The organism is Pseudomonas acericola (SeqCode) (genome assembly GCF_053456465.1).
Genome location: NZ_JBRFJB010000005.1, coordinates 320336 through 338422, shown reverse-complemented (window position 1 = coordinate 338422; position 18087 = coordinate 320336). Strand labels below are relative to the sequence as shown.

Genomic DNA, 18087 nt, shown 5'->3' with positions numbered 1-18087 from the left:
TCACGGCTTATCCTTCTCGCTCTGGAGCCCTCTATGTCGATATCGACCCTTGACTCACCCGTGCTGCCATCGTCCACCCTTGATACCTCGCCCCTCAGCCCGCAGGCCAATCGCGGGGTACCTTCCACGTCTTCTTTCGAGGGGAAAAACCAGGCACATGTGAATTACCACTCGCGAGAGCACGCATCCGGCCCGGTCTTTGGTGATCATCAGCCGCCGGTCAATCGGGGCGGCCATCACCCTCACGCGCCGCACAACCACAACCCTTTGCCGATGGTGAGTGTGATGCGCCATCCAAGCTTCCTGGAACAGTTCAAGCAGTGGATAAGCCAATGGTTTGGCGGGTGCCGCCCGCCCGCGTGCCCTCCCTGCAACAGCGCGCCGTCTCGGCCGCACCCGACGATTGGCAGGCCCCAGCCGAAGCCGGACTACTCAATGCAGAGTCATGAGCAGTTGACGCAGGCGCTGCTGGATAACTTCAAAGCGTTCACGGGGGCCGCCCATGCGAAGTACATGAGCCCCCGCGATATCAAGGCTATGGCCAACAGGCAGCCGGGTAACGACCCCGTCATGAATAACAATATTCGCCTGGCCAAGGAGCTTCTGAACCGCCCCGACCTGATGCAGGCCCTGGACCGCAACAACGGAACGGGTGCGACAGACAACCGGTTCAGCAAGCAAGATTTGCGCGACGCCCTCGCTGACACGAACTATTTCAGGTACCAGAGTGACAAGGAGATCGCCGGTGAGATGCTCAGCCATTTCGATGAACTGGCACGCCGCTGGGGTGGGCAAATCAGTATCGATGACTTGAAGAAATTGGCTAGCCAGCCGCTGACGGGAGACTCGCCCAAGGATCACCTCATCCAGTTGGCCCAGGCACTTCTCAGTCGCGGCAACGTGTTGATGGCGATGGACAGCAATGGCGATGGGCAACTGAGTCGCCGGGAGATTCAGCGCTTAACCCGCTGATTGAACAGCCGGTGGCATGGGGTTGCGGGGGGGGGGGGCTTGTGGCGCCCCATGCCACGAGGTCGATGTGTCAGGAACCATTTCCAGCGTGACGCCACTCAGGTCATTCAACCCCGGCGACTCTGATGGTACGGGTCGCTTTCAGGAACCGAGTCAGGGTCCAGGCATGACGACAACTTCATTTCAAACTCGCCAAGGTTGTTATCCACGTGCCTTTGCGCATCCAGAGGCGGTGCTGGACGATGTTGGAGCATCCGAAGGCCTGCCGCCCTGCGCGTCGGCAAACGGTTACGCCGCTCAAGCGCTGCGTATGAAAGCCTTTGCCGCCCAACGGCAATTCCAGGCGCCGGTCGCCGATGATTTTGCCCGGGGCATGCTGGCGCCAGGGCAGGGGAGTGGCACCGCGACCTCACCCTTGAAACATATCCGCAGTGCCTTGGCTGTATTGATCGCGGGCCTGGGCCAGCAAAAGCCCGACTGATCAGGGCCCGCGCCGCTTTTTTACATACTGTCATTGGTATTGCGCGCAGGTTTGGAACTGCCGCGCCCTGCTCACCACAGAGGTTTGCTTGCATTCAATGAATCAAGCATGGATCTGAGAAACGTGGGAGAAGACGCATGACAATCGATGGTGCACTACATCACGCACGGCCAGCGGCGCTGGCAGACACGGGCATGCGACCTGCTGAGTGTTCATCGGCCATCCATCATGATGCCTGGAGCGAACGCCATCATGCGTCCCGGCCTTGTGACACGGCCCCGCAAGACCCGCCCAGGCGGCCAGCGCTGTTGCGCGGTGGCTTGTCTGGCCTGCAACACCGCGCCTTGCAGAACCCGCCCGTTACGCGTGCGAGCCTGTTGCCGCCAGGCGTCAACACCCCAGATAGCCAGCTGGCCGAAACGCTGCGGGAAAACTTCGGTGTGTTGCACCCCTTCCTGAAGGACGGGCGGCTAACGCTGTCAGCCTTGCGCCAAGTCGCAGAAGCCACGATGGGCGATAACGATAAACTCGATGGCGTCATCCTGGCGGCCCGGGAGATCAACAACCGTCCGCCCTTGCGAGACGCAATCTTGAGCATCGACGGCGACATCACCCGTGACAGCCTGGCGGCCGCCGTCACGGCTTCGCAGGGCAACAGCTCCCCGAGTGCCTTCAGCCAAGACCCTTTCCATGGTCAAGACAACGCGCACGTCGTCACGGCTTTTCAAGGGATGTTTGAGCAGTTGCGGGATCAGAGCAAGGATCGAACCTTCTTTTTCGACAAGCACCAGTACGTCGAAGTCGCCGGGCTCAGGGCCCTGATGCGCGACCCTGACGCTGTCGGCCCAGACGGCCAGCCGGTGCTTGATCCTGCGACCGGGTTGCCCGGTAAACAGTACAGCGAACTCAGCGTGTACACGGCGAAGAACATCCTTGAGCGACCGGGCTTGTCACGTTCGCTGGAGCGCGCCAGCGGCACGCGGATGTTCGGCCCGGCGCACCAGGCAGGCTGGATCAGCAACAAAGGCCTGGAGCGCTGGCTGGAACAGGACAAGATGCACAAAGCCAGGTAATGCCCTGGCCTTGTGCCGGGTTCACACCTTGAGGATTTTGCCGCTGATGGCCACGCCCGCGAGCAACAGTGCAATCAGCACAAAGGCCGTGCTCAGGCTGCTGCCGTGGGCGATGAAACCGATCACCGCAGGCCCGGCAAGAATACCGGCGTAGCCCAGGGTGGTGATGGCCGGCACGGCGATATGTTCCGGCATCACCGTTTGCTTGCCGACGGCGCTGTACAGCACCGGCACAATGTTCGAGCAACCGGCGCCGACCAACGCATAACCAAGCAGCGCGGTTTGCCACGCCGGAAACAGCGTGGCCAATAACATACCCGCCGTGGCCAGCGCGCCGCCGATCACGATCACGCGGGTGGCGCCGAGGCGGCGCACAATGGCGTCACCGGTCAGGCGCCCGGCGGTCATGGTCAAGGCGAATGCCGCGTAGCCGAGGCCGGCGTAGGCTTCGTCCAGGCCGCGTTCGGCGCTGAGGAACACGGCGCTCCAGTCGAGCACGGCGCCTTCGGCCAAAAACACGATGAAGCACAGGCAGCCGATAAACAGCACCACGCCATGGGGCACGGCAAACGCCGGCCCCGCGCTTTCACTGCCGTAGGGCAACAGGTGCGGTGCGGCCTTGAGCAAGGCCACGAGCATGATCACGACCACCACCAGGGTCGCCTGCAACGGCGTAAAGCCCAGCCCCAGCAACCCGGCGACACCGGCGGCGCCGACGATTCCCCCCAGGCTGAACAGGCCATGAAAGCCCGACATCATGGTTTTGCCGCTGGCCCGTTCGACGATCACGGCTTGCAGGTTGACCGTCGAGTCCACCGTACCCAGGCCTGCGCCAAACAGGAACAACCCAAGGATCAGCCACGGAATCGAACTGACGGTGGCCAGCATCGGCAGCGCCAGGCAGATCAGGACCGTGCCGGCGCTCAACACGCGCCGACAGCCATAGCGTGACGCCAATGCGCCGGCCACCGGCATGGCGATGATCGAGCCCACGCCCAGGCACAGCAGCAACAGGCCCAGGGTGCCTTCGTTCAACTGCGCCCGCGCCTTGGCGTAGGGCACCAGCGGCGCCCAGGCCGCGATGCCGAAACCGGCGATGAAAAAGGCGATGCGGGTGGACATTTGCTCCAGCCGCCCGGGAATCACGGGCGCAGGGGTGGGGATGGCGGTCATGGAAAATCCTTGGTTTTGCGTTCAACGAACGGTGTCCGGCGCGACATCCTTGCACATCAGGCCGGGGTGAGCGAGTCGGGCTCCCGTGGTTGCAGCGGTAAATTATATTTTTACAAACTTGGAACGCCTTAAGTGTTACTCGCCACGTAAGGGTTATCGGATCTACCGGAGGCGGTCTGGAAGGTGCGTAATCCCCGTGGGAACTTCTGAACCCCAGGCTTCTTGCAGTGGATCACGCACCTTCCAGACCGCCTCCCACAGCCACGGCATTCTGTAATACGCTGCTGTTCCAATCTGTAGGCTAGCGAGCGGATGAACCGATGAAAAATTCCTGGCAGGCGCTGCCATGACCCAGTTCTATGATGCCCGGGGCAATCTCTACGGGGTGGTCAGCCCGGCCTTTTTACGCAGCCAGGGCATCGACCTGGCCGACACTGCCGCCCAGGCTGCGCGTGAACGCCAGGCGTGGGCAGCAGCGGCCATCGCGTCCGAATGCAGTTGGGGCTCGCTGCCGCGCCCGCCAACGGCCAAGGCCCATCGTTGCGATGGCTTGTTGGTCGGGCCGTTCCAGGCCGAGCCGCCATTTGATCTGTTGATCGTCAACACGGACGGCACCCTCGCCGAGCGCAGTGGCAATGGCCTGACGATCTTTGCCCAGGCCCTCACGGACCAGGGCTTGATGACGGCGGCCAGTGAGTTGCGCGTGCATCACGACCAACCCGGCGGTACCTCGCCGGTGGCCACCTGGGTGGAACCTGCGGTGTATGAGCAGGTGGCGGGATTTTGGCTTGCATTGGGCCAGCCCGCTTTCGGGCCGGCGGCCGTTGGCGCATCGGATGTTGGCAGTGCCGGACTCAGCCACGTCAGCGCACTGGCGGCGATCAACCCGCACTGGACGCAGAGTCAATTTGTACGGGTGGGCAACCCCCATTGCGTGACGTTGGTGGCGCACGCGTCGGCGTTGCCGGACAACGTACAGATGCAGCAGCCCGCGCTATTCGAACCCTTGCAGGCGATTGCCTTTGCGCCACCGGTTGGCCGTGGCCAGCCCTGTGCCGCTGGGGTCAACCTGCAATGGGCCGCGCGGGAATCCGACAACCGCGTGATCGCCCGTGTCTTTGAGCGCGGCGAAGGGCCCACGGCGTCCTCCGGCACCAGTGCCAGCGCGGTGGCCTGTGCGGCGTGGCGCGCCGGTTGGGTGGCGGCGGGGGAAGTTGCGGTGGTGATGCCGGGCGGTACGGCGCCGGTGCGCTTGCAGGCCAAAGCCGACACGTTGCTCGGTGTCAGCCTGTTCGGCACTGCCCGTCGGCAAGCTAGCTGATCAAAAACTCCACGTGTGCCGGCTGGCGCTTCATCAACACCTTGCCGTTGCGGATCGAATACAGCGGCAGGCCCTGGCTGCGAATCACTTCATAGTCGCTGCCTGCCGAGAGGATCAACAGGTTGGCCGGCCGCCCCGGCTCCAGGCCGTAGCGGTCGCCGAGGGCCATGGCCTTGGCGCTGTTGTCGGTGACCAGGTCGAGGGCGCTTTGCAAGGTGCGGTAGCCGAGCATATGGCAGATGTGCAAGCCGGCTTCGAGCACCCGCAGGATGTTGCCGTTGCCCAGCGGGTACCAGGGATCGACGATGGAGTCCTGGCCGAAGCACACGTTCATGCCGGCTTCGAGCAGCTCGTTGACGCGGGTCACGCCGCGGCGTTTCGGGAAGCTGTCAAAGCGGCCTTGCAGGTGAATGCTCTCGGTCGGGCAGGAGACGAAGCTGATGCCGGAATGCCCCAGCAAGCGGAACAGCTTGGCGCAGTAGGCATTGTCGTAGGAACCCATGGCCGTGGTGTGGCTGGCGGTAACGCGCGCGCCCATGCCACGGCTGCGGGCTTCTTCGGCGAGCACTTCGAGAAAGCGCGAGTGCGGGTCGTCGGTTTCGTCGCAATGCACATCCACCAGGCAACCGGTGCGCTCGGCCAGGTCCATCAGGAACTTCACCGAACTGACGCCCTGGTCGCGGGTGTATTCAAAGTGCGGGATGCCGCCGACCACATCGGCACCCAGGCGGACGGCTTCCTCCATCAGCTCACGGCCGTTGCGGTAGGACTCGATGCCTTCCTGGGGGAAGGCGACGATTTGCAGGTCGATCAGGTGCGTGCTTTCCGCGCGCACTTCCAGCATGGCCTTCAGCGCCGTGAGGTTGGGGTCGGTGACGTCGACGTGGGTGCGTACATGCTGGATGCCGTGGGCGGCGAGGGCCTGGATGGTTTGCTTGGCGCGGGCCTTGGTGTCGGCAAAGGTGATAGTGGCTTTGCGCTCGCCCCAGCACTCGATGCCCTCGAACAAGGTGCCGCTCATGTTCCAGCGTGGCTCACCGGCGGTGAGCGTGGCGTCGAGGTGGATATGCGGCTCGACGAAGGGCGGGATCACCAGGTTACCGGCGGCGTCCAGGTCATCAGCTTGAAGCACTGGCACGGTTGCTTGCGGGGTGATGCTGGCAATCCTGCCGTGTTCCAGGTGCAGATCATGTAGGCCTTCACGGTTGCGCAGGCGGGCATTGATGATGTGCATGGGCAAGTTCCTCTTGGGCAAAAAGCAACGAATGAGATCAGTCGAACAGCGTCTGCGTGGTCTCGCCGCGATGGAACGCAAAGGCGGCTTCCAGATCACTTTCGATGGTGCGTCCACGGGACAGCGGCGGCAGTTCATCCAGGCGGAAAAACCCCACCTCGGTGGTCTCGAACCCCGCCATCGGCGCCAGCTGGTCCACACGGTCACACAGGAAATACAGTTTGTAGAAGTCCCGCACGTCCGGCCGATACAGACCCTTGGCCTTGTGGGTGACGCTATACAGCACCCGCGCGGTGACGGTCAGCCCGGCTTCCTCGCGAATTTCCTTGATGATGTTTTCTGCGGCCGACAAACCGATGTCGGCATAACCGCCCGGTAACGCCCAGCAGCCATCGGTTGATTCACGCACCAGCAGGATCCGATCGCCTTCGATCACCGCACCGCGCACGTCGAGCATCGGCGTTGAGTAGCGCTGGGCAAAGTCCGGCACCAGTCCCGTTATACGTTCCAGCGGCACGTTGCCCAACTGCGCGAGCATGCTGTGGGCAATCTCGGCGATTTCTTCCAGGCGTTCGCGTTCGAAGTCGTCGGTGCAAAAGTGCAGGCCTGTAGACGCCAGCGCTTGCAGGCGCTTGGCTTGGGTCAGCCAGGTGTTTTCCATGGAGTCTCCTAAAGGACTTTGCTCATGTACACGCGGCGCAGGCCGTGTTCTTCGGCCCGATGGGTTTCGACATAGCCGCGGCGGCTGTACAGCGTGATGTTCTCGGTCATGGCTGCGTTGGTGTACAAACGGATGACCGCGTAGCCTGCATCGATTGCCTGGCGTTCGGCAAAATCCATCAACTGGCGCCCGAAACCCAGGCCCTGGGCATCCGGGGCGACAGCCAGGTTATCCAGCAGCAGGGCGGTGCCGGCATCTTTCAGGATGATAAAACCCTGCACACGCCCGGCGTTGTCCAGCACGTGGACGCCGCCGGCTTGGACCAACTGGCGATAGTCTTCCAGCATCGGGCCGGGTTGGCGCCCGATCCGTTCGATGTAAGGCGAGTAGGCAGCCTGGACGATAGCCTCAATGGCTGCAACATCCTCAACAGTGGCGGGGCGCATCATTGCAGCGTGCTCCTGGTCGGCTGGAAGCCACGACTGTACGGGAGCCGGGCATAAAAAAACCACCTCAAGGGTGGCTTTTTCACAGTGTCGAATCACTCACCGCGATAGATACAACCGCTGGTGCAGGTCTCATGGATGCGGATCGCACTGAGTTCTGGCAGCAGGGGTTTCAACTCGGTCCAGATCCACTTGGCCAGCACTTCGCTGGTGGGGTTTTCCAGGCCGGGGATGTCGTTGAGGTAGTTGTGGTCGAGGCGCTCATAGAGCGGCTTGAAAATCGCCTTGATCTCCGAGAAATCGCGAATCCAGCCGGTATGGGGGTCGAGGTCGCCGCTCAGGTGGATCGCCACCTTGAACGAATGCCCATGCAGGCGCCCGCATTTATGGCCGTCCGGCACATGCGGCAGGCGGTGGGCGGACTCGAAAGTAAATTCCTTGAAGATTTCCACAGTGTTTTCAGCTCGTTCAGGTATCTGGCAGGCGGCGAGTTTAACAGCTTGCTCCATCGCCGCGCATACCACTGGGTCAAAGGGCTTGCAGGTGTTCGCCCAACAGGCCGTTATCGGCCAACGCCAGGAACTCATCCCCTAGCCGTTGGCTCTCGCTCATTGCGGTTTGCCAGTATTTGTTGCGGCTGGCGTCATCGCCGAGGAAGCGCTTGAAGTCACTGCGGTCCGGCAGTTTGCCGTGGGGCAGGCGGGCCAGGTAGTCCCTGGACGGCGCGAGCAGCAACACGTCCTGCAAGCCTTGTTGATTGCTGCGCCGCCATGGCAGGCCCTTGTCGAACCAGCCGGGGATGACCCGGTCGGTGAAGTGCGGGTACAGCACGATGTCATCGCCGTGGTAGGGCAGGTCGAGGTGATAGTCCAGCAGGCCGCCGTCGCGGTAGGTGCCGGCGCCGGCGCCAGGCAGGTCGCGCACGCCTTGCATCACCATGGGGATCGAGCCGGAAGCCAGCAGGGCCTGGCGCAGGTTGCCGGACTCCAGGGCGAGGAAGCGCGAGGGGAAGTCCGTCAACGGGTGCACGGGGGGCGCCTGGCGCGGGTCGTGGATGATCAGTCGCTCGAAATGCCGCGCCAGTCGCGCGCGGCCCCGCAGGTTGTCGGCAATCACCGATGACAGGCCCAGGCCCAACCGGCCCCGGTGGTCATCGGCGAGCAGGCCATGGCTTTTGACCACCATGATGTTCAGCCGATAGTCCGGGTTGTCCAGCAGCCGCGCATCACGGCCGGCCAGCAGGTCGTCGAGCATGCGCTGGCAGCTCTGGCTGACCTCGGCCATGGTCACGCCTTTGGCAAAGCGCTGTTCGTTGTACAGGCGGCCAAGGTCCAGCAGGCCTTGCACGGGGTCGGGCAGGCAGGCACTGGCAAACCGCCAGGAGCCGATGGACGCGCCAATCAGCGCACGTTCCCGTGGCGCGCGGGGCAGCCAGTCGCCGAACAGGGCCAGGTCCAGGCCCTGGATGCCCAACGCCTTGGGCCCACCGGCCGCGCCGGGGAGGATGCCGACATCGGCAGGCTTGAGGCCTTGCTCACGAATGCGCGCAAAGGCCCGTTTGCCGGCCTTGAGCGTCAGTGCGGGAAACTTGATGTGGATGGCTGTCATACCGGTCTCTGTGGCAGCAGGGGGTGGGGCGAGAATGCCATGGTGGCAATTCAGTTTCAGTTAAGTTGCAGCAGTTACGGTGGCCGGCGTAGGAACAATATCCTGAAACGGAGACTCATCATGAAGCGCCTCACAGCGCTGGTCACCGCCAGTATCATGGCGTCTCTGGCGCCACAGGCCTGGGCAGTGGACCTCGACAAGCCGCTGAAGTTACCCGGCACTGTTACTATTGTCGCCTTTGATCAGCTGCAAGCCACGGCCCTGGCCCTGCACCCTGGCTCGACGCTGCTGGATACCGACCTGGATGAGGAGTATGGCAAGTACCTCTACCAAGTCGAACTGGAAGATGCCAACGGCATCGAGTGGGAAATTGAATTGGACGCGCTCACCGGGCAGGTGCTCAAGAATCATCAGGAAACCTAATGAAGGTAAATGTACGTGCCGGCAGTCGAATAGCGTTGGTGCTCCTGGCTTTTTGCTCAAGCCTGGCGGCCCGTGACCTTGATCAGGATGAAGCCTTGGCGCTGCGGCAGCAGGGCGTGATCCTGCCGCTGGAAGAACTGTTGCAACAAGCCATGGCGCGCCACCCCGGTTCCCGCTTGCTGGAAGCCGAATTGGAAAAGAAGCATGGCAAGTACGCCTATGAGGTGGAGCTGGTTACCGCCGAGGGTGTTGTGCGTGAAATCAAGCTGGACGCCTCCACGGGTGTATTGATCAAAGACGAGGAAGACTGATGCGCCTGCTGCTGGTGGAAGACAACGTACCCTTGGCCGATGAGTTGCTGGCTGGCCTGCAACGCCAGGGCTACGCAGTCGATTGGCTGGCCGACGGCCGCGACGCCGTGTACCAGGGCCGCAGCGAGCCCTATGACCTGATCATCCTCGACCTTGGCCTGCCGGGCCTGCCGGGGCTCGAAGTGCTGGCGCAGTGGCGCGCCGCCGCGCTGGCCATCCCGGTACTGGTGCTCACTGCCCGTGATTCCTGGGCCGAGCGCATCGAAGGGCTCAAGGCTGGGGCTGACGATTACCTGAGCAAACCCTTTCACCCGGAAGAGCTGTACTTGCGCATCCAGGCGCTGTTGCGCCGCTCCCACGGCCAGGCCAATCAGCCGACGCTGCAAGCGGCTGGCCTGCATCTGGATGAAGGGCGCCAGTGTGTGCTGCGCGATGGTGCGGAAATCCAGCTGACCGCTGCCGAATTTCGCCTGCTGCGCTATTTCATGCTGCACCCCGAGCAGATCTTGTCGAAAAGCCATCTGGCCGAGCATCTGTATGACGGTGAAACCGAGCGTGACTCCAATGTGCTGGAAGTCCACGTCAACCACTTGCGCCGCAAGCTGGGCCGCAGCGTGATCGAAACCCGCCGTGGCCAGGGTTACCGGTTTGGCGCCAGCCCCGCATGAGGTCGATTCAACGGCGTCTGAGCCTGGGCCTGATCAGTGTAATGGTGATCGTCGGCATCGCCCTGGCGCAAACCAGTCTGTGGTTGTTCGAAGCCGGTTTGCAGCGTTATCTGGAAGCGGGCTTGCGCAACGACAGCGAAAGCCTGCTGGTGGCGCTGGTACGTGGCCCCGACGGTTTGCAGTTGCATGAACAACGCCTGTCGCCGGCGTATCAGCGACCGTTTTCCGGGCACTATTTCCGTATCGATTTTGCCGATAAACACTGGCGTTCCCGCTCCCTGTGGGACCAGGACCTGCCCCATCTTCCCGAAGCGGGGCTCAAGGGCAATCTGCAACTGGGCCCGGAAGGCCAGCAATTGCTGGTGCTGCGTGAGGACTACAAGCGCTTCGGCCAGGCGATTTCCATCAGCGTGGCGCAGGACTACACGCCGGTGCGCGAAAGCTTTCGCCTGATGCGCCAGATCGGTCTGGTGCTGGGCCTGGCGGCATTGATGCTGGTGCTGGTGCTGCAACGGGTAACTGTGCGCCGGGCCTTGCGCCCGTTGGAAACCGCACGTAACCAGATCGCCCAGCTGCAACAGGGCCAGCGCTCGCAACTCGACACCCAGGTGCCGCTGGAGCTGGAGCCGCTGGTGGCGCAGATCAACCACTTGCTGGCGCACACCGAAGACAGCCTCAAGCGTTCGCGCAATGCCCTGGGCAACCTTGGCCATGCCCTGAAAACCCCGTTGGCGGTGCTGTTGAGCGTGGCCGCAAGCGAGCAACTCAAGGACCATCCCGAGCTGGCCAAGCTGTTGCGCGACCAGTTGGAACAGGTGCAACAGCGCCTCGGCCGTGAACTCAATCGCGCCCGCCTGGCCGGTGAAACTTTGCCCGGTGCCTTGTTCGACTGTGAGAAGGAGTTGCCGAGCCTGCTGGCCACGTTGAACATGATTCACGGCGAACACTTGGACCTGAGCTACCACGCAGCGCCTGGCCTGCAATTGCCGTGGGACCGTGCCGACCTGCTGGAATTGCTGGGAAACCTGTTGGACAACGCCTGCAAATGGGCGGATGCCGACGTGTGCCTGACGGTCAGCGAAACCGAGCACAGTTTCTGGCTGGCGGTGGAAGACGATGGCCCCGGAATTCCCGAAATCCAGCGCGACCAAGTGTTCAGCCGTGGCACGCGCCTGGACGAACAGATCGATGGCCATGGCCTTGGGTTGGGGATCGTGCGGGATATCGTTGAGGTGTGGGGCGGGGTGCTGCAGTTGCAGGAAAGCGAGTTGGGCGGACTCAAAGTGTTGATTGAACTGCCCAAGCGCTAACGCGGTTAAAAATGTGGGAGCTGGCTTGCCTGCGATGCAGACAACTCGGTACATCAGACAAACCGAGTTGATGCCATCGCAGGCAAGCCAGCTCCCACATTAGATTTACTTAAAGATCAGGGCCGGTGTCGTGCACTCAGACCCGGAACTGGTCCATCAAGCCCTGTTGCTGATTCGCCAGGCTGTTCAACGCCTGGCTCACCCGCGCCGATTCATTCGCCTGTTCCGACAGCGACTCGGTCACATCGCGAATGGTCGCCACATTACTGTTGATCTCTTCGGCCACGGCGCTCTGCTCTTCGGCGGCGCTGGCGATTTGCAGGTTCATGTCGCTGATCACCGTGACCGCCTCGCCGATCTGGCGCAGGGCGGTGACGGCCTGGCCGACTTGTTCGACGCTGCCCTGGGCCTGGCGATAGCTGTTGCCCATGGAGCCCACCACTTCCTCGGTGCCGCTTTGCAGGTGTTCGATCACCAGGCGGGTTTCTTCCACCGATTCCTGGGTGCGCCGTGCCAGGTTGCGCACTTCGTCGGCGACTACCGCGAACCCACGACCGGCTTCACCGGCGCGGGCGGCTTCGATGGCGGCGTTGAGGGCCAGCAGGTTGGTCTGCTCGGCAATGCCGCGAATCACTTCGAGCACCGAGCCGATTTTCTCGCTGTTGGCGGCCAAGCCTTCGACCTGGGCCATGGCGGTGCTCATATCGGCTGCCAGGTTGCCAATGTTGGTGGTGGTGCGGTCGATCACGGTCAGGCCTTCGCGGGTGGCCTGGTCGGCATCGCGGGCGGCCTGCGCTGCTTGGGCCGCGCTGCGGGCGACGTCCTGGGCGGTGGCGCTCATTTCGTGGGAGGCGGTGGCCACCTGATCGACCTGGCGATACTGCTGCTCCATGCCGGCGCTGGTTTCAGTGGCAATCGCGGCGGATTGGTCGGCGGTGCCACGGGCGTCCTGCACCGAGCGCTTCACCTCGGCGATGATCGGTTGCAGTTTGTCGAGGAAACGGTTGAACCAGCCGGCCAATTGGCCCAGTTCGTCCTGTTTGTCGTAGGCCAGACGGCGGGTCAGGTCGCCTTCGCCGCTGGCGATGTCTTCGAGCATGTGCGCCACGCCGAGAATCGGCCGGGTCACGCTGCGGGCCATCAGCCACACCAGGATCAGGCCGACGACGGCGGCCAACAGGCCCAGGCCCAGTTCCAGCAGGGTGCCCCGGGCATTGTCGGCATCCAACTGCGTCTTCAGCGCCTCGGCGGGCGCGACCAGGACTTTTTCCGGCACATCCAGCAACACACCCCACAATTTGCCATCGGGGATCGGCGCGAAGGGCGCCAGCACCTTGAGTTGATGTTCGGTGCGCAGGCTGCGGATCTGTGCACCGCTGGACAAAAAGCCGATCAACTGCGCGCCACTGGTGCTGTCGACCTGGTCCAGGCGCTGGCTGAGCTTGCTCGCATCCGGGCTGTAGCCGGCGAGCACGCCAGTGGGGCTGATGATGCTGACTTGGGTCTGGCCGTCGTACAGCTTGCGGCTGGCTTGCTGGCTCACGGCCTGCAGGCTGTTGAGGTTGATGTCCACCGACAGCGACGCGATGACTTTGCCGTTGGCCATCAGCGGGAACACGATGCTGGTCATCAGCACGTTTTGCCCGTTGATCACATAGAAGTAGGGTTCGATCACACACGGCTTGAGCGTGGTGCGCGGGCAGGTGAACCAGGCGTTGGCTTTTTCACCGCTGGGGCCGACGCTAGTGTCGGCCATGTCGCTTTCCGGCAGGGCCATCGACTCCAGTTTGCCGGGGGTCGGCTGCGACCAGTACAGGGCGAAGCGGCCTTTGTCGTTGCTGCCCAGTTCGGCTTGGTTGGCGAACAGTTCGTCCTTGCCGTCCAGCGCGTTGGCTTCGAAGACCAGGGACAAGCCGAGCAAGTCCGGGTTGGCCTGCAAGGCGGCCTTGACCTGGCGGGTCAGGTCTTCGCGAGTGTCGAAGGCGTCAAGGAAGCGCTTTTCCGCCTGCTCACGCAAGAACAGCACCTGGCGCGAAAAGCCGTGGCCGTACTGGTAGGCGTCCATGAACTGGCGACGAATGCCCAGCGCCTGGCCTTCACCTTGGGCCTCGATGCGCGCTTGGGCGGCTTCGTCGAGCATCTGCATGCTGGACGCTTTGACCTGCGCGGAACTCTGCTCCATGCGATACAGCGACAGACCCACCAGCAGGGTCACGATTCCCAGCAGGCAAAGGCCGGCGAGCAGGGTGATTTTCCATTGAATGGACAGCTGTCTGAGGGACATCGAGGAGCATCCTTAACCTGAAAACACAGTGAATCAGGTTATCGGCCGATGTTTCCCGATCTTTATTATTTAAACGTTCAATTGAAAGCTCAAAGCGACGCCGTTTTTTGACATGCAGCCCCACCTGCGGCAAAGTGCGCGCCCTCTAATAAGACCTCCTCCAAGCCTGCACGCTGGCAGCCACCTTTGGCCTGTCCTGGCGCGGGCATGCCTGTTTTTTATGTTTCTGCTTGAGGTATCCATGATTAACGCAGTCATTGCCGCGGTCGGCACCATGCTGGTGCTCAGTTTGTCCCGCGTGCATGTGGTCATCGCCATCATCGTCGGCGCCCTGGTGGGTGGCCTCACCGGTGGCTTGGGCATCGACGCCACGCTCACAGCCTTCAACGGCGGCTTGGGCGGCGGCGCCACCGTGGCCTTGTCCTACGCTTTGCTCGGCGCTTTCGCCGTGGCGATTGCCAAGTCCGGCCTGGCCCACGCCCTGGCCGACAAGGCGCTGATGCTGGTGGACCGCCAGGAAGCCAGCGGCGGCAGCCACGTCAAATGGCTGCTGATTGGCCTGTTGTGGGTGGTGGCGATTGCTTCGCAGAACATCCTGCCGATCCACATCGCGTTTATTCCGTTGCTGGTGCCGCCCCTGTTGTACGTGCTGACCAAGCTGCAACTGGACCGCCGCCTGATCGCCTGCGTGATGACCTTCGGCCTGATCACCCCGTACATGTTCCTGCCGGTGGGCTTCGGCAATATCTTCCTCAACCAGATCCTGCTAGCCAATGTGGCCAAGAGCGGCGTGGACATCAGCGGGGTCAACGTGACCCACGCCATGGGCTTGCCGGCGCTGGGCATGGTGGTCGGCCTGTTGGTGGCGGTGTTTGTCAGCTACCGCAAAAAACGCGTGTACGACCTGGAGAAAATCGAGCGCGTCGAGCAAGTGGCGGTGCAATACAACCCGCTGACCTTGCTGGTGGCGGGCCTGGCGATTGCCTCGGCGTTCATCATTCAGTTGTGGCTGGACTCGATGATCATCGGTGCCCTGGCGGGTTTCCTGATCTTCTCGGTGTCGGGCATCGTGCGCTGGAGCGACACCGACGACCTGTTTACCGAAGGCATGAAGATGATGGCGATGATCGGCTTCATCATGATCGCCTCGTCGGGTTTTGCCGAAGTGCTCAAGGCCACCGGCGACGTGCGTTCGCTGGTGGAAACCTCGGCGGCGTTTATCGGCCATAGCCGTGGCGTCGGCGCGTTGCTGATGTTGCTGGTGGGCTTGCTGGTGACCATGGGCATCGGCTCGTCGTTTTCCACGGTGCCGATCCTGGCGGCGATTTTTGTGCCGCTGTGTGTGCAACTGGGTTTCAGTCCGATGGCCATCGTGTGCATCGTCGGCACGGCGGGCGCCTTGGGCGATGCCGGTTCGCCGGCGTCGGATTCCACCCTCGGCCCGACCTCCGGCCTGAATATCGACGGCCAGCACCACCATATCTGGGACACCGTGGTGCCGACCTTCCTGCACTACAACCTCCCGTTGCTGGCGTTTGGCTGGCTGGCGGCAATGACCTTGTAGTCAGCGCGTTTAAACGTCGCGCATCAACAGGCCAAAGCGCAGGCCCATCTCCATAGGAACGGGCACATACACCGTGTGCCCATCCCCCGGCGCCACCTCGATGGCCTCGCCCTTGGCGTTGTGCATCATCCCCAGGTCAAAGTGGAAATTGCCCGCAGGCGTCATCAGTTCCAGATGATTGCCTACGGCGAAACGGTTCTTCACCTTCACCTCGGCCAGCTCGCCCCGACGCTCGCCGGTCAATTCTCCGACAAACTGCTGGCGTTCCGAGACCGAGCTGCCGTTCTGGTAGTTCTGGTATTCGTCGTGCACATGCCGGCGCAGGAAACCTTCGGTGTAGCCGCGCTGGGCCAGGGATTCGAGGTCGGTCATCAGGCGGCGATCAAAGGCGCGACCGGCCGCCGCATCGTCGATGGCCTGGCGATACACCTGGGTGGTGCGCGCGCAATAGAAGTGGGATTTGGTGCGGCCTTCGATTTTCAGCGAGTGCACACCCATCTGGGTCAGGCGCTCTACGTGCTGCACCGCGCGCAGGTCCTTGGCGTTCATGATGTAGGTGCCGTGCTCGTCTTCGAAGGCGGGCATCTGTTCGTCGGGGCGGTTGGCTTCCTGTAGCAGGAACACCTGGTCGGTGGGCGTGCCAATCCCCAGGGTCGGCTGGAATTGCTGGACGATCTCGCCCGTGGCGTTTTCCACCGCCGGCGTGGCCTGGTATTTCCAGCGGCAGGCGTTGGTGCAGGTGCCTTGGTTGGCGTCGCGCTTGTTCATGTAGCCGGAGAGCAGGCAGCGCCCGGAATAGGCCATGCACAAGGCGCCGTGGACGAAGATTTCCAACTCCATGGCCGGCACTTGCTCGCGGATTTCGCCGATCTCTTCCAGGGACAATTCCCGCGACAGGATCACCCGGCAGATGCCTTGCTGCTGCCAGAATTCCACGCTGGCCCAGTTCACCGTGTTGGCTTGCACCGAGAGGTGGATCGGCATCTGTGGGAAGTGTCGGCGCACCAGCATGATGAGCCCGGGGTCGGACATGATCAGCGCATCCGGGCCCATGGCGATCACCGGGGCCAGGTCTTTGAGGAAGGTCTTGAGCTTGGCATTGTGCGGCGCGATGTTGACCACCACGTAAAAACGCTTGCCCTGCGCATGGGCCTCGTCGATGCCGAGGGCCAGGTTGGCGTGGTCGAATTCGTTGTTGCGCACCCGCAGGCTGTAACGCGGCTGGCCGGCGTAGACCGCATCGGCACCGTAGGCGAAGGCGTAGCGCATGTTTTTCAGGGTGCCTGCGGGGGCGAGCAGTTCGGGGGCGATAACAGGGGACATGGTCGGTACTTGAGTCAAAAAAAGTGCGGCAGGGTAGAGCAAGCCGGCGCGGGGTTTATTGATCTGGGTCTAGCCTTGCAACAAAGAGGGCACTCGTAGCGCTGGGTGTGGACTAAGCAGCAGGGGCCTACGCAGGCCTTCTGCTTTTCTGACATGGACCGGACATGAATCAAACCAACCTGCAATTCAAAACCCTGCTGTTACTGCTGGTCTTGGTGACCGTCGCTTTTATCTGGATCTTGCTGCCGTTCTACGGCGCGGTGTTCTGGGCGGTGATCCTCGGCATCATCTTTGCGCCGATGCAGCGCCGCTTGCAGCAGCGTTTCGCCTGGAACCGCAACCTGACCTCCCTGGCCACCTTGGCGGTGTGCCTGGTGATCGCGATCCTGCCGGTGATCATCACCAGCGCGTTGCTGGTGCAAGAGGGGGCGACGCTCTATAAAAACGTCGAAAGCGGCAAGCTGGACGTGGCCGGGTATATCGAACAGTTCAAGAACTTCCTGCCGCCGTACTTCCAGCACCTGCTGGATCGTTTTGGCATGGGCAACCTCGAAGGGCTGCGCGAGAAGATCGTCAAGGGCGCGATGCAGGGCAGCCAGTTCTTTGCGTCCCAGGCGTTCAGCTTTGGCCAAGGCACGTTTGATTTCCTGGTGAGCTTTTTCATCATGCTGTATCTGCTGTTCTTCCTGCTGCGCGACGGCCCCGAATTGGTGCGTAAAGTGCGCACGGCGGTGCCGCTGGCCGAGCCGCAGAAGCGTCGCTTGCAACTCAAATTCAACCGGGTGGTGCGTGCCACGGTCAAGGGTAATGTGCTGGTGGCCGTGACCCAGGGCGCGCTGGGCGGCTTGATTTTCTGGTTCCTGGACATTCCCAGTGCGTTGCTCTGGGCGGTGCTGATGGCGTTTCTATCACTGTTGCCAGCGGTGGGCGCCGGCATTGTGTGGGGGCCGGTGGCCGCTTACTTCCTGTTGAGCGGTTCGATCTGGCAGGGCGTGGTGCTGGCCTTGTTTGGCGTGTTTGTGATCGGGCTGGTGGACAACGTGCTGCGGCCGATCCTGGTGGGCAAGGACACCAAGATGCCGGATTACCTGATCCTCATCTCGACCTTGGGCGGGCTGTCGGTGTTTGGCCTGAACGGCTTTGTGATCGGGCCGCTGGTGGCGGCGTTGTTCATGTCCAGCTGGGCGCTGTTTGTGGAGAGCAAGCCACGGGTCAAGTTGCCATTGCCGTGAGGC

Annotated in this window: 16 protein-coding genes and 3 pseudogenes; 10 read left to right on the top strand and 9 right to left on the bottom strand. The window is 62.5% G+C overall.

Going from position 1 to position 18087, the window contains the following annotated elements:
• Positions 1-33: 33 nt before the first annotated feature.
• The 3 genes from ACU688_RS21065 to ACU688_RS21055 all read left to right on the top strand — a co-directional run bounded on the left by ACU688_RS21065 (position 34) and on the right by ACU688_RS21055 (position 2526).
• Complete coding sequence (locus ACU688_RS21065) at positions 34-972, top strand: penta-EF hand family protein (RefSeq protein ID WP_448186256.1); 939 nt, start codon at positions 34-36, stop codon at positions 970-972.
• 166 nt (positions 973-1138) lie between these two features.
• On the top strand, positions 1139-1453 hold the full coding sequence (locus tag ACU688_RS21060) for a type III secretion protein (RefSeq protein ID WP_448186255.1): 315 nt from the start codon (positions 1139-1141) through the stop codon (positions 1451-1453).
• A 137-nt stretch (positions 1454-1590) separates the two neighbouring features.
• Positions 1591-2526, top strand: a complete 936-nt coding sequence (locus ACU688_RS21055) for a type III secretion protein (RefSeq protein WP_448186254.1) — start codon at positions 1591-1593, stop codon at positions 2524-2526.
• A 21-nt stretch (positions 2527-2547) separates the two neighbouring features.
• On the opposite strand, the gene ACU688_RS21050 is transcribed toward ACU688_RS21055, so the two are convergent.
• Positions 2548-3699, bottom strand: coding sequence for an MFS transporter (locus tag ACU688_RS21050; RefSeq protein WP_448186253.1), 1152 nt, complete (start codon positions 3697-3699; stop codon positions 2548-2550).
• 346 nt (positions 3700-4045) lie between these two features.
• Here ACU688_RS21050 and ACU688_RS21045 point away from each other — a divergent pair, with 346 nt between their 5' ends.
• Complete coding sequence (locus tag ACU688_RS21045; protein WP_448186252.1) at positions 4046-5020, top strand: diaminopimelate epimerase; 975 nt, start codon at positions 4046-4048, stop codon at positions 5018-5020.
• Here the strand turns inward: ACU688_RS21045 and codA are convergent.
• The 5 genes from codA to ACU688_RS21020 form a co-directional block, all read right to left on the bottom strand.
• A complete protein-coding gene (gene codA, locus ACU688_RS21040; protein WP_448186251.1) occupies positions 5013-6254 on the bottom strand; it encodes a cytosine deaminase in 1242 nt (413 codons plus the stop codon). The genes ACU688_RS21045 and codA overlap by 8 nt on opposite strands.
• Positions 6255-6291: 37 nt before the next feature.
• Entirely contained in the window at positions 6292-6915 is a 624-nt protein-coding gene (locus ACU688_RS21035; RefSeq protein ID WP_448186250.1) for an NUDIX hydrolase, read from the bottom strand.
• Positions 6916-6923: 8 nt separating this feature from the next.
• Positions 6924-7364 carry a GNAT family N-acetyltransferase gene (locus ACU688_RS21030; RefSeq protein WP_448186249.1) on the bottom strand — a complete coding sequence of 147 codons (441 nt, stop codon included), beginning with the start codon at positions 7362-7364 and terminating at the stop codon, positions 6924-6926.
• A gap of 92 nt (positions 7365-7456) precedes the next feature.
• Positions 7457-7813: a 6-carboxytetrahydropterin synthase QueD gene (gene queD / locus ACU688_RS21025; protein ID WP_017736453.1), complete on the bottom strand. Its 357-nt coding sequence runs from the start codon at positions 7811-7813 to the stop codon at positions 7457-7459.
• Between the two features lie 76 nt (positions 7814-7889).
• Positions 7890-8969, bottom strand: coding sequence for a patatin-like phospholipase domain-containing protein (locus ACU688_RS21020; RefSeq protein ID WP_448186248.1), 1080 nt, complete (start codon positions 8967-8969; stop codon positions 7890-7892).
• A 120-nt stretch (positions 8970-9089) separates the two neighbouring features.
• Here ACU688_RS21020 and ACU688_RS21015 point away from each other — a divergent pair, with 120 nt between their 5' ends.
• The 4 genes from ACU688_RS21015 to ACU688_RS21000 are packed head-to-tail and all read left to right on the top strand — an operon-like array spanning position 9090 to position 11681.
• On the top strand, positions 9090-9392 hold the full coding sequence (locus ACU688_RS21015) for a PepSY domain-containing protein (protein WP_448186247.1): 303 nt from the start codon (positions 9090-9092) through the stop codon (positions 9390-9392).
• Entirely contained in the window at positions 9392-9703 is a 312-nt protein-coding gene (locus ACU688_RS21010) for a PepSY domain-containing protein (protein WP_448186246.1), read from the top strand. Before ACU688_RS21015 ends, ACU688_RS21010 begins: the two co-directional genes overlap by 1 nt.
• Positions 9703-10371, top strand: a complete 669-nt coding sequence (locus ACU688_RS21005) for a response regulator transcription factor (RefSeq protein WP_448186245.1) — start codon at positions 9703-9705, stop codon at positions 10369-10371. The genes ACU688_RS21010 and ACU688_RS21005 overlap by 1 nt, the downstream gene beginning before the upstream one ends.
• Positions 10368-11681 carry a sensor histidine kinase gene (locus tag ACU688_RS21000; protein WP_448186244.1) on the top strand — a complete coding sequence of 438 codons (1314 nt, stop codon included), beginning with the start codon at positions 10368-10370 and terminating at the stop codon, positions 11679-11681. Before ACU688_RS21005 ends, ACU688_RS21000 begins: the two co-directional genes overlap by 4 nt.
• A 136-nt stretch (positions 11682-11817) precedes the next feature.
• Here the strand turns inward: ACU688_RS21000 and ACU688_RS20995 are convergent.
• Together ACU688_RS20995 and ACU688_RS20990 are read right to left on the bottom strand one after the other, a co-directional pair.
• Positions 11818-12327: pseudogene (locus tag ACU688_RS20995) on the bottom strand (methyl-accepting chemotaxis protein); the annotation flags it as partial.
• A gap of 348 nt (positions 12328-12675) precedes the next feature.
• Positions 12676-13746 (bottom strand): annotated as a pseudogene (locus ACU688_RS20990) (methyl-accepting chemotaxis protein); the annotation flags it as partial.
• Positions 13747-14209: 463 nt separating this feature from the next.
• Here ACU688_RS20990 and ACU688_RS20985 point away from each other — a divergent pair.
• Positions 14210-15529, top strand: coding sequence for a Na+/H+ antiporter family protein (locus tag ACU688_RS20985; protein WP_448186299.1), 1320 nt, complete (start codon positions 14210-14212; stop codon positions 15527-15529).
• Here ACU688_RS20985 and trhP read toward each other — a convergent pair.
• A pseudogene (trhP, locus tag ACU688_RS20980) lies at positions 15447-16852 on the bottom strand (prephenate-dependent tRNA uridine(34) hydroxylase TrhP); the annotation flags it as partial. The gene ACU688_RS20985 and the pseudogene trhP sit on opposite strands and share 83 nt — an antisense overlap.
• A gap of 164 nt (positions 16853-17016) precedes the next feature.
• Between trhP and ACU688_RS20975 the strand changes: the two are divergent.
• Entirely contained in the window at positions 17017-18084 is a 1068-nt protein-coding gene (locus ACU688_RS20975) for an AI-2E family transporter (RefSeq protein ID WP_448186243.1), read from the top strand.
• Positions 18085-18087 lie beyond the last annotated feature (3 nt).

Bases quoted from the DNA above. Each gene is read 5' to 3' on its own strand.
- ACU688_RS21055 (WP_448186254.1), top strand. From the start codon at position 1,591: ATGACAATCGATGGTGCACTACATCACGCACGGCCAGCGGCGCTGGCA.
- ACU688_RS21030 (WP_448186249.1), bottom strand. From the start codon at position 7,364: ATGATGCGCCCCGCCACTGTTGAGGATGTTGCAGCCATTGAGGCTATC.
- ACU688_RS21015 (WP_448186247.1), top strand. From the start codon at position 9,090: ATGAAGCGCCTCACAGCGCTGGTCACCGCCAGTATCATGGCGTCTCTG.
- ACU688_RS21000 (WP_448186244.1), top strand. From the start codon at position 10,368: ATGAGGTCGATTCAACGGCGTCTGAGCCTGGGCCTGATCAGTGTAATG.
- codA (WP_448186251.1), bottom strand. From the start codon at position 6,254: ATGCACATCATCAATGCCCGCCTGCGCAACCGTGAAGGCCTACATGAT.
- ACU688_RS21065 (WP_448186256.1), top strand. From the start codon at position 34: ATGTCGATATCGACCCTTGACTCACCCGTGCTGCCATCGTCCACCCTT.
- ACU688_RS21020 (WP_448186248.1), bottom strand. From the start codon at position 8,969: ATGACAGCCATCCACATCAAGTTTCCCGCACTGACGCTCAAGGCCGGC.
- ACU688_RS20975 (WP_448186243.1), top strand. From the start codon at position 17,017: ATGAATCAAACCAACCTGCAATTCAAAACCCTGCTGTTACTGCTGGTC.
- ACU688_RS21050 (WP_448186253.1), bottom strand. From the start codon at position 3,699: ATGACCGCCATCCCCACCCCTGCGCCCGTGATTCCCGGGCGGCTGGAG.
- ACU688_RS21005 (WP_448186245.1), top strand. From the start codon at position 9,703: ATGCGCCTGCTGCTGGTGGAAGACAACGTACCCTTGGCCGATGAGTTG.
- ACU688_RS21035 (WP_448186250.1), bottom strand. From the start codon at position 6,915: ATGGAAAACACCTGGCTGACCCAAGCCAAGCGCCTGCAAGCGCTGGCG.
- ACU688_RS21010 (WP_448186246.1), top strand. From the start codon at position 9,392: ATGAAGGTAAATGTACGTGCCGGCAGTCGAATAGCGTTGGTGCTCCTG.
- ACU688_RS21060 (WP_448186255.1), top strand. From the start codon at position 1,139: ATGACGACAACTTCATTTCAAACTCGCCAAGGTTGTTATCCACGTGCC.
- ACU688_RS21045 (WP_448186252.1), top strand. From the start codon at position 4,046: ATGACCCAGTTCTATGATGCCCGGGGCAATCTCTACGGGGTGGTCAGC.